Source organism: Acetatifactor sp., from assembly GCF_982438285.1.
The window spans coordinates 1-11,094 of sequence record NZ_CEWDFQ010000075.1 but is presented as its reverse complement, the minus strand read 5'-3'; the positions used below and the strand labels follow the sequence as shown (position 1 = coordinate 11,094).

General features: G+C 50.5%; 9 protein-coding genes. 8 read left to right on the top strand and 1 reads right to left on the bottom strand.

Annotated elements, in window-relative coordinates; all coding sequences use genetic code 11:
* Window positions 1-144 precede the first annotated feature (144 nt).
* On the bottom strand, window positions 145-1,254 hold the full coding sequence (aroC, locus tag AC1WIP_RS05620; protein WP_481140901.1) for a chorismate synthase: 1,110 nt from the start codon (window positions 1,252-1,254) through the stop codon (window positions 145-147).
* A 150-nt stretch (window positions 1,255-1,404) separates the two neighbouring features.
* On the opposite strand from aroC, the gene AC1WIP_RS05615 reads away from it, so the two are divergent.
* From AC1WIP_RS05615 to serC, 8 genes are all read left to right on the top strand, one after another.
* Entirely contained in the window at window positions 1,405-2,502 is a 1,098-nt protein-coding gene (locus AC1WIP_RS05615) for a M15 family metallopeptidase (protein WP_481140900.1), read from the top strand.
* Window positions 2,495-3,628, top strand: a complete 1,134-nt coding sequence (gene tgt / locus AC1WIP_RS05610) for a tRNA guanosine(34) transglycosylase Tgt (RefSeq protein WP_481140899.1) — start codon at window positions 2,495-2,497, stop codon at window positions 3,626-3,628. Before AC1WIP_RS05615 ends, tgt begins: the two co-directional genes overlap by 8 nt.
* A 95-nt stretch (window positions 3,629-3,723) precedes the next feature.
* Window positions 3,724-4,050, top strand: coding sequence for a preprotein translocase subunit YajC (yajC, locus tag AC1WIP_RS05605; RefSeq protein ID WP_318704512.1), 327 nt, complete (start codon window positions 3,724-3,726; stop codon window positions 4,048-4,050).
* 103 nt (window positions 4,051-4,153) lie between these two features.
* The gene (gene leuB / locus AC1WIP_RS05600; RefSeq protein WP_481140898.1) at window positions 4,154-5,239 is read left to right on the top strand and encodes a 3-isopropylmalate dehydrogenase; all 1,086 of its coding nucleotides are present in this window, start codon (window positions 4,154-4,156) and stop codon (window positions 5,237-5,239) included.
* 78 nt (window positions 5,240-5,317) lie between these two features.
* Window positions 5,318-6,991, top strand: a complete 1,674-nt coding sequence (ilvD, locus tag AC1WIP_RS05595) for a dihydroxy-acid dehydratase (RefSeq protein WP_318708981.1) — start codon at window positions 5,318-5,320, stop codon at window positions 6,989-6,991.
* A gap of 36 nt (window positions 6,992-7,027) precedes the next feature.
* Window positions 7,028-8,701 (top strand): biosynthetic-type acetolactate synthase large subunit, encoded by a 1,674-nt coding sequence (ilvB, locus tag AC1WIP_RS05590; protein ID WP_481140897.1) that lies wholly within the window; start codon window positions 7,028-7,030, stop codon window positions 8,699-8,701.
* 6 nt (window positions 8,702-8,707) lie between these two features.
* On the top strand, window positions 8,708-10,093 hold the full coding sequence (locus AC1WIP_RS05585) for a L,D-transpeptidase family protein (RefSeq protein WP_481140896.1): 1,386 nt from the start codon (window positions 8,708-8,710) through the stop codon (window positions 10,091-10,093).
* A gap of 104 nt (window positions 10,094-10,197) precedes the next feature.
* On the top strand, window positions 10,198-11,094 hold an 897-nt coding region (gene serC, locus AC1WIP_RS05580), incomplete at its 3' end, for a 3-phosphoserine/phosphohydroxythreonine transaminase (protein WP_481140895.1).

Genomic DNA, 11,094 nt, shown 5'->3' with positions numbered 1-11,094 from the left:
ACCAAAAACGGGTTCCAAAGCAGTGGCTAGTCACCCTTATTTTGGTTATTACGCCCAGTTTTTGATGCCATGGAGCGAGTTTCACAATCACCTATCATGGGATAACCTCTTTTGGAAAGGGAAAATCCGCATTTTTAAATCTGCTTATTCAGGGTGCCTTCCATAAAATTTCTCCAGGGAGTCCATTCTGGCAGACATATTTACCATCATGGCGTCCAGAATTACGAGAGCGGTCATACATTCCATGACCACCACCGCTCTGGGAACGATGACGGGGTCGTGGCGCCCTTTGATCTGGATATCAATCTCTTCCCCGGCTTTGTTCACTGTCTGCTGACTGCTGAAGATGGAAGGCGTGGGCTTTACCCAGGCTCTGACCAGGATGGTATCGCCGTCGCTGATGCCGCCCAGAATTCCCCCTGCATGGTTGGTGGCCTTGACCACATGGCCGTCCTTCATGCGGAAGGCGTCGTTATTTTGACTGCCGTTTTTTGCGGATACGCTGCATCCGTCCCCAATCTCTACGGCTTTTACCGCTCCTATGGACATAATGGCTTTTGCAAGGCTGGCGTCCAGCTTTTCAAATACAGGATCTCCAATTCCGGCGGGAACGCCCTCTACAATACATTCCATACAGCCCCCGGCAGAGTCTGTGTGCCGTTTGGTTTCCTCCAAAAAGGCTGTGGCTTCTTTGTCCGCCTGGTAATCCGGCATGGCTGTGGCGGTGTTTCGGGCAGCTTCCCTGTCAAAGCGGGCAAGATCAGCTTCCACTGGTCCAATGGAGCGCGTGTAGGCAAAAACGGTAATCCCAAGCTGCTTTAATATTTTGCAGGCAATGGCTCCGGCGGCCACGCGGCCTGCTGTTTCCCTGCCGGAGGAGCGTCCGCCCCCTCTGTAATCCCGGAAGCCGTACTTTTGATCGAAGGTATAGTCCGCATGTCCGGGACGGTAATAGGAGGCTATCTCACTGTAATCCCTTGAAATCTGGGAGGTATTGCGCACCATAAGCATAATAGGGGTTCCGGTGGTGCGTCCCTCAAAGACGCCGGAGAGAATTTCTACCTGATCCGCCTCCTTTCTGGGAGTGGAGATGCTGGTTGCACCCGGCTTCCTGCGGTCCAGGTAGCATTGAATATCCTCTTCACACAAAGAAAGCCCGGCAGGACAGCCGTCTATGACTACGCCTAAGGCCTTGCCGTGGGACTCGCCCCAGGTGGTGATTTTAAATATGGTTCCAAAAGTTGACCCTGCCATATGGTTCCCTCCAGAAATGAATTTTAAACTGTAATCCACATTATAGCCAATGGGATGGGAAAACGCAACTTTTTTGGAGAAAAAGGGTGCACATGAGGAAAAAGTATGATATTATCATAAAAAGATGTTTGTAAAAAAGGCTGATTACCAATGAGGGATAAAAAAAATACAAAATTTCATAGAGCGGTAGTGAGGTTTGGCAGAAGAAACCGCTTTTGCCGGATGCTGGTGCTTCCCGGTATTGCTTTCTGGAGGCTGGTGATTCATGTGGCCGGCTATTTTCGGGACAATGGAAAGCGCCTGGGGATGGTGTGCATGTCCTTTCTGCTGTTTGCCGTATACAGCAGCTTTTCCTTTCCCTTGTTTATCTCTGCAGGGGAAACGGGCTCTGACAGCCCAAACGGGGAAGGGCAGACCTCCCGGACAGTGTCTTTTGCTAAGGAGACACAGATCAATCTGGAGGATATGGAGATTTTAGAGGACGAGGATGTACTGGAGGGAAATGAGCAGCTGGAAATTTCCCACGGGATGAGTATTGGGGATAAATATCAGGCGTCTGAAATATTGGAGGACACTCCGCAGCGGAACAGCCTTTCTTCGGATGCGCAGAACGACAGTACGCAAGGCGGCGGAAAAACCCAGCCGGATGAGGAACAGGAGTATGTGTTTTCAAAGGATGACTGGCGGCTTGTTTTGATCAACAAGCAGCACTCCATTCCGGAGGACTATACCTTCACCCTGGGCACCATTAAGGGAAGCATGCAGTGCGATGAACGAATCATAGATGATCTGCTGGATATGCTCCAGGCGGCCGAGGAGGACGGGGTGGATTTGATGATCTGTTCCCCTTACCGTGACCTGGAGTATCAGAAAATGCTTTTTAACCGCAAAATTGAGCGGTATATGAACAAAGGAATGTCCTATATGGAGGCGTATCAGCTTTCCAGCCAGGCGGTGACCGTGCCAGGGGCCAGCGAGCACCAGATCGGACTGGCTCTGGATATTGTCTGCAGCACCTATATGTCCCTGGATGAAGGCTTTGGGGACACTGAGGCCGGAAAATGGCTTGCGGAAAACAGCTGCAGATTCGGCTTTATCCTTCGTTATCCAAAGGGGAAAGAATACATCACGGGAATTGAATATGAGCCCTGGCATTTCCGCTATGTAGGAGTGAAGGCGGCGGAGGTGATCACAAAACAGGGCATCACACTGGAAGAATTTTGGGAGGAATATTTAGATAATGTATGAATTGATCAAGAAGGAGGGACGGGCAAAACGCGCCCGGCTTAAAACGGTGCACGGCGTCATAGAGACGCCTGTATTTATGAATGTGGGCACCGTCGCGGCTATCAAGGGGGCGGTGTCCACACAGGATTTGGAGGAGATCAAAACGCAGGTGGAGCTGTCAAACACCTATCATCTTCATGTAAGACCGGGGGATCGGATTATCAGGCAGCTGGGCGGCCTCCACAAATTTATGTCCTGGGACAAGCCTATTTTGACAGATTCCGGGGGATTTCAGGTGTTTTCCCTGGCAGGTCTGCGCAAAATCAAGGAGGAGGGTGTCTATTTTCATTCCCATATAGATGGCAGAAAGATTTTCATGGGACCGGAGGAAAGCATGCAGATACAGTCCAATCTGGCGTCCACCATCGCCATGGCCTTTGACGAATGCCCTCCCAGCAAGGCGGAGAGAAGCTATGTGCAGGCCTCTGTGGACCGCACGGCAAGGTGGCTTGCCCGCTGTAAGGAGGAAATGAAACGGCTGAATGCTCTGGAGGATACCCTCAATCCAAATCAGCTTTTGTTTGGCATCAACCAGGGAGCGGTCTACCCGGATATCAGGATCGAGCATGCAAAGCGGATTTCGGAAATGGAGCTGGACGGCTATGCGGTGGGCGGCCTGGCGGTGGGAGAGACCCATCAGGAAATGTACAATATTCTGGAGGAGGTAGTGCCCTATCTGCCGGATCATAAGCCTACGTATCTGATGGGAGTGGGAACTCCGGCCAATATTCTGGAGGGAGTGGAGAGAGGCATTGACTTTTTTGACTGTGTGTATCCCACCAGAAACGGCCGCCATGGTCATTTGTATACGAACCATGGAAAAATCAATCTTTTTAATGCAAAGTATGAACTGGATGACAGACCCATAGAGGAGGGCTGCGGCTGTCCGGCCTGTCGCCGGTATTCAAGAGCCTACATCAGACATCTGCTGAAGGCAAAGGAGATGCTGGGAATGCGTCTGTGTGTGCTGCACAACCTGTATTTTTACAACACGATGATGGAGGAAATCAGAGCCGCTTTGGATGAAAACCGGTTTGCACAGTACAAAAAGGAAAAATTAGAGCGCATGTCCACGCCCCAGGAGTAAAATTTTTATAAAACTACTTGCCCCTGTGAGAAATTTTGTGTATGATTATTACTTGAAGTACTTTTACAGGCGGAAAACGTCGGAATGGAGGAGCAATGGGAATATTGTTAACAGATGATGCGGCGGCCAGTGCAGCTGGAAGCACGGTGAGCTTTATCGGAATACTGCTTGTTTATGCAGTGCTGATCGGCGCAATGTATTTCTTCTTTATGAGGCCCCAGAAAAAGGAGCGCAAAAGGCTTGCGTCCATGCTTGCATCGCTGGAGACGGGAGACTGTGTGCTGACTACATCGGGCTTTTATGGCATTGTCATTGATATTACGGACGACACTGTAATCGTTGAATTTGGTAATAATAAGAACTGCCGTATCCCCATGGAGAAATCAGCAATCAGCCGCGTAGAGAAGCCCGGTGAAAATTAAGAAGATATCTGGAGAAGCAAAGGCAGTGCCTCATTGTTCAGGCGCTGCTTTTATGTTAAAATGAAAAAAATGCGCAAAGGGCGGCGCAGAAATGAGGAAAACTATGGAATTACATATTGTCTGCATTCCCGGGGATGGCATAGGACCGGAGATTATAAGAGAAGCTAAAAAAATTCTGGAAAAGACGGCTGATGTTTACGGCCATAAGATTTTGTTTAAGGATATTTTGATGGGAGGAGCGTCCATCGACGTCCATGGAGTGCCCCTGACAGAAGAGGCTGTTGCGGACGCCAAGGCGGCAGATGCAGTGCTTATGGGTTCCATCGGAGGAGATACCACCACTTCACCCTGGTATCAGCTTCCCCCCGACAGAAGGCCGGAGGCTGGGCTTTTGGCCTTGCGAAAATCGCTGAACCTTTTTGCAAACCTGCGCCCGGCGGTGCTGTATGAAGAGCTGGCAGGGGCCTGTCCCTTGAAGGAGGAGATCAGCAGAGCAGGATTTGATATGGTGATTGTGCGGGAGCTGACAGGAGGACTTTACTTTGGTGAGAGAAAGACCATAGAGGAAAACGGCATCCGAAAGGCCATTGATACCCTGACCTACGATGAGAACGAAATAAGGCGTATTGCGGTAAAGGGCTTTGAGATTGCCAGAAAGCGCCGTAAAAAGGTGACCAGCGTGGACAAGGCCAACGTATTGGATTCCTCCAGGCTTTGGAGAAGCGTGACCAAGGAGGTGGCAGAGGATTATCCGGATGTAACCCTGGAGCATATGCTGGTGGACAACTGCGCCATGCAGCTTGTAAAAAATCCTGCTCAGTTTGACGTGATTCTGACGGAGAATATGTTTGGCGATATTCTTTCCGATGAAGCCAGCATGGTTACCGGCTCCATCGGCATGCTGGCAAGCGCAAGCTTAAACGACAGCAGCTTCGGACTTTACGAGCCCAGCCACGGCTCTGCGCCGGACATTGCGGGAAAAAATATTGCAAATCCCATCGCAACCATACTCAGCGCCGCAATGATGCTGCGCTACAGCTTTAATCTGGACAAAGAGGCCCAGGCCATAGAGAACGCCGTAAAACAGGTGCTTTCGGAAGGATACCGCACGCAGGATATTATGTCCCAGGGCATGACCCTTACAAGCTGCAGTGAGATGGGAGACCTTTTAGCACAGCGCATCCGGTGAGATTTTAAGGGCACAGGCAGTAAAATTGGCAATAGAGGTAATAGAAGGTAATAGATAAGAAAAGTGGAGGATAGAAAGATGAGAAGCGATTCCGTAAAGACAGGCACCGCACAGGCGCCCCATAGAAGCTTATTCAACGCGCTGGGTTACACGGAGGAGGAGCGCAGCCGGCCCATGATCGGCATTGTGAGCTCTTACAATGAAATTGTACCCGGCCATATGAATCTTGACAAAATTGTGGAGGCTGTGAAGATAGGAGTTGCCATGGCGGGAGGAATGCCTGTGGTGTTCCCGGCCATTGCAGTGTGCGACGGCATTTCCATGGGACATGTGGGAATGAAATATTCCCTTGTGACAAGAGATCTGATTGCGGACAGCACGGAGTGTATGGCCATGGCCCACGGCTTTGACGGACTGGTGTGTGTGCCTAACTGTGACAAGAATGTGCCCGGACTTCTGATGGCGGCGGCAAGACTGAACATCCCCACGATCTTTGTCTCCGGCGGCCCTATGCTGGCGGGACGGGTGCACGGACAAAAGAGAAGTCTGTCCTCCATGTTCGAAGCGGTGGGAAGCGTGGCTGCGGGAACCATGACCCTGGAGGAGCTGTCTGAATTTGAGGAGAAGGTGTGTCCTACCTGCGGCTCCTGCTCCGGCATGTATACCGCTAATTCAATGAACTGTCTGACAGAAGCTATCGGCATGGGCCTTAAGGGAAACGGTACGATTCCGGCGGTGTTTTCTGAGCGTATCCGTCTGGCAAAGCATGCGGGCATGCAGATTATGGAGCTTGTAAGAAAAGATATCAAGCCCAGGGATATTATGACCAAGGATGCCTTCCTGAATGCGCTGACGGTGGATATGGCCCTTGGCTGTTCCACCAATTCCATGCTGCATCTGCCTGCCATTGCCAGAGAGGCGGGCGTGGAGCTGAATCTGGATATCGCAAACGAGCTGTCGGCCAAAACTCCTAATCTGTGTCATCTGGCTCCGGCAGGTCCTACCTACATAGAGGACTTAAACGAGGCCGGGGGCGTTTATGCGGTAATGAATGAGCTGACCAAGAAGAATCTGCTGCATCTGGACTGCATGACTGTGACGGGCCGGACCATCGGTGAAAACATAAAGGGCTGCGTCAACAAGAATCCGGAGGTGATCCGTCCCATCGAAAATCCCTATTCCGAGACCGGCGGCATTGCTATCTTAAAGGGAAATCTTGCGCCGGACAGCGGTGTGGTGAAGCGTTCTGCGGTGGCGCCTGAAATGCTTGTGCATCAGGGACCGGCCAGGGTGTTTGACTGTGAGGAGGATGCGATCGAAGCTATCAAATCTGGTAAAATCGTGGCAGGAGATGTAGTGGTGATTCGTTATGAGGGCCCTAAAGGCGGCCCGGGAATGCGGGAGATGTTAAATCCCACCTCGGCGATTGCGGGAATGGGTCTGGGCTCCAGTGTGGCCCTGATAACTGACGGCCGTTTTTCCGGCGCATCCAGAGGCGCTTCTATCGGCCACGTTTCCCCGGAGGCTGCCGTGGGCGGCCCCATCGCCCTGGTGGAAGAGGGCGATATCATCAGCATCAATATACCGGAGAACAGACTGGATGTGCTGGTATCCGAGGAAGAGCTGGCGGAAAGAAGAAAGAAATGGCAGCCAAGAGAGCCCAAGGTGACAACGGGATATCTTTCCAGATACAGAGAGCTTGTAACCAGCGGCAACAAAGGAGCCGTGCTGGAAGTGCCTTCCAGAAAATAAGCGTGTGATGAGAAAGCACAGGGAGGATTTTGACAAATGCAGTTAAATGGTTCGGAAATTGTTGTAGAGTGTTTAAAGGAGCAGGGAGTGGATACCGTTTTCGGGTATCCCGGGGGCTCTATTCTGAATATTTATGACGCACTGTATCAGCACAGTGATGAAATTACACACATATTGACTTCTCACGAGCAGGGAGCGGCTCATGCCGCCGACGGCTATGCCAGAGCCACGGGAAAGGTAGGAGTATGTCTTGCCACCAGCGGTCCGGGAGCCACCAATCTGGTAACCGGCATTGCTACCGCGTATATGGATTCCGTGCCCATGGTTGCCATCACTGCCAATGTGAACCTTCCCATGCTGGGGAAGGACAGCTTCCAGGAGGTGGATATTGCGGGAGTTACCATGCCGATTACCAAGCATGGCTTTATTGTGAAGAATGTTGAAATTCTGGCGGATACCATCCGCAAGGCTTTTTCTATTGCAAAAAGCGGGCGGCCGGGTCCTGTTCTGGTGGATATCACCAAGGATGTGACGGCGGCGGTCTGCGAGTATGTTCCTGCAAAGCCTCAGACAAAGGAGTCTGCGTCTTCCTACAGCGAGGAGGATCTGGACCGGATTGCGGATTATATCAATAAAGCAGAAAAGCCGTATATTTATCTGGGCGGCGGAGCCGTTTTGTCTGGAGCATCAAAGGAGGTGGCGGAGTTTGCGGAGCTGATCGACGCGCCTGTCTGTGATACCCTGATGGCCAAGGGGGCTTTTGACGGCAGAAGCAGACGCTACACAGGCATGATCGGTATGCACGGCACAAAGACTTCTAACCTAGGTGTCAGCCAGTGCGATCTTTTGATTGCACTGGGAGCAAGATTTTCGGACAGAGTAATCGGAAATCCCAAGCGCTTTGCCGAAAATGCAAAAATCATACAAATTGATATCGATCCGGCGGAAATCAACAAAAACATTCGTGTAAATGCCTGCCTGGTGGGAGACTTAAAGGAGGTGCTTTCGCGGCTGAACAAGAAGCTGGTGAAGCAAAACCATGAGAAATGGATGAATACCATCCAGGAGATGAAGGAGAAATATCCTTTAAAATATGACAAGGAAAAACTGTCCTGTCCCTATGTGATAGAAGAAATTGACCGGATTACAGGGGGAGACGCTATCATTACCACGGATGTGGGACAGCATCAGATGTGGGCGGCTCAGTACTACAAATTTACAAAGCCCAGAACCTTTTTGTCCTCTGGCGGCCTTGGCACTATGGGCTACGGTCTGGGAGCCTGTATCGGCGCAAAGGTGGGGCGGCCTGATAAGATTTGCATTAACATTGCGGGAGACGGATGCTTCCGGATGAATATGAATGAGCTTGCTACCGCCAGCAGGTATCAGATTCCCATTATCCAGGTGGTGATCAACAATCATGTTTTGGGCATGGTTCGTCAGTGGCAGACTCTTTTCTACGGGAAGCGTTATTCCCAGACTGTTTTAAATGACAAAGTAGATTTCTGCAAGGTTGCCGAGGGCCTTGGCTGTGCGGCTATCCGTGTTTCCACAAAGGAGGAGGTGGAGCCGGCCATCAAAAAGGCAATTGCAATGAATGCGCCGGTTATGATCGAGTGCGTGATTCCGGAGGACGACAAGGTGTTTCCTATGGTTCCTGCGGGGGCTCCCATTGATGAGGTTTTTGATGGAGACGATTTGAAGGAATAGTCTGCGATGAAACGAAGGACAAGAATTTTTTTGGTGATGGTTATCCTATTGCTTGCCGCAGCTGCCGGATATCTGGCTCTGGCCTTTTATTACAGAGGGGTATTTAGCTTAAATGCCTGGATTAACGGTGTTTATTGCACAGGCAAGTCAGTGGAGGAGGTAAATTCGGAGCTTCTGTCTTTTACGGAGGCTCCGATTATTACAATTACGGACAGTAAGGGACAATCCTATCTGCTGGATTTATCCCAGGCGGATTACAGAGGGGATTACACGGAGTCTTTAGAGGAGTCCTTAAAGGAGCAGAATTCCTTTCTGTGGGCCGGATATTTCACGGCACAAAGAAACACTCTGGCCCCGGCGGTTTCCTTTGACGAAGAAAAGCTGGAAAAGCTCTGGCAGGAGCTGCCCTTTGTCAGGCAGGAGCTTGAGAGAGAGCCCAGACTTTCTATCGAACGCAGAGACGAGGGCTATACGCTGATAGACGGCTTAAGCGGCAGGCTGGATACCCAAAAGGCGTATCAGGCGCTTTTGTCTGTGATAAAAGAGGGAGAGACCCAGCTTTCTCTGGGGGACGCAGACTGCTATTATGCGCTTAAGGGAGATAAGCAGGATGAACAGACACTTAAGCTGTGGAAAAAGATAGAGCAGTTTCAGGACTGCCAGATCACCTATGATATGGGGGATGAAAAAATTTTGCTGGATGCGTCCATCACCGCAGGCTTTTTAAAGACAGAAAATGGACTTCCTGTGCTTGATGAATCGGGAGAGCTGGTGATGGAAAAAGAACCGGTGGAGGCTTTCATAAAAGAGCTGGCCGGAGAATATGATACCTATGGCGGGGGGGGGGGGTTTTTTTTCCCCCGAGGCGGTGTGGGGGCCATAGAGGGGGGAACCTACGGCACACAGTTAGATCAAAAGCCAGAGGTGGAATATCTGATGGAAAGCATTCCTGCCGGAAAAAGCGGAGTCCATATTCCTGCGTACAAAAGACAGGGACTGCACCGGGGCAGGGACGATATTGGAGACACCTATATCGAAATCGACATGACCCAGCAGAAAATGTACTATTACGAAGAGGGTAAACTTCTTTTGGAGACAGAGGTGGTCACCGGGAACCTCAGCAGAAAATGGGGAACGCCTGAGGGCGTGAATTATGTGTATAACAAACAGAGAAACAGGGTGCTGCGCGGGGAAGGCTATGCGTCCCCTGTGAAATACTGGATGCCTGTCAAAGGAGGGATTGGAATACATGACGCCTCCTGGAGAACAGAATTTGGCGGTGAAATTTACAAAAAGAACGGCTCACACGGGTGTATTAATACGCCCTCTCAGAAGATGGCAGAGCTGTATGAGATGGTGGAGACGGGGACGCCTGTGGTGATGTTTTACTAAAAAATACAAAAAATTGAAAATATTTTAACAATGCAGTTGACTAAAGTGAAAGGAAAGATTATTCTATACCTATGGTCAAATAAGAATGAGGAGGACTTTTACAAATGGCAAGAGTGTATAATTTTTCGGCGGGCCCCGCAGTGCTGCCTGAAGAGGTTCTGCGGGAAGCGGCTGATGAAATGCTGGATTATAAGGGCACGGGAATGTCTGTGATGGAGATGAGCCACCGTTCCAAGGCGTTTGAAACCATTATCCAGGAAGCGGAAGCGGATTTGAGGGAGCTTATGAATATTCCCGACAATTATAAGGTGCTTTTTCTCCAGGGAGGAGCCAGCCAGCAGTTTGCAATGATTCCTATGAATCTGATGAAAAACCGGGTAGCCGACTACATTGTCACGGGACAATGGGCCAAAAAAGCCTACCAGGAGGCCTGCATCTACGGCAAGGCAAACAAGATTGCCTCCTCAGAGGATAAGACCTTTTCTTACATACCGGACTGCTCCGATCTTCCCATCAGCGAGGATGCGGATTATGTGTATATTTGTGAGAACAACACCATTTACGGAACGAAATTCAAAACGCTGCCGAACACCAAGGGAAAGCCGTTGGTTGCGGATGTGTCCAGCTGCTTTTTGTCGGAGCCGGTGGATGTGACAAAATACGGCGTGATTTACGGCGGTGTACAGAAAAATATCGGCCCCGCGGGAGTTGTGATCGTTATCATCAGAGAGGATTTGATCACCGAGGATGTGCTTCCTGGGACTCCCACCATGCTCCGCTACAAAATTCATGCGGATAATCAGTCTTTGTACAACACGCCTCCCGCATATGGCATCTATATCTGCGGCAAGGTGTTTAAGTGGCTGAAAAAGAGAGGCGGCCTTGCAGCCATGAAGGAGTACAATGAAAGAAAGGCAAAAATCCTCTATGATTATCTGGATGAGAGCAGTCTCTTTCACGGCACGGTCCGCAAGGAGGACCGCTCCTTGATGAATGTGCCC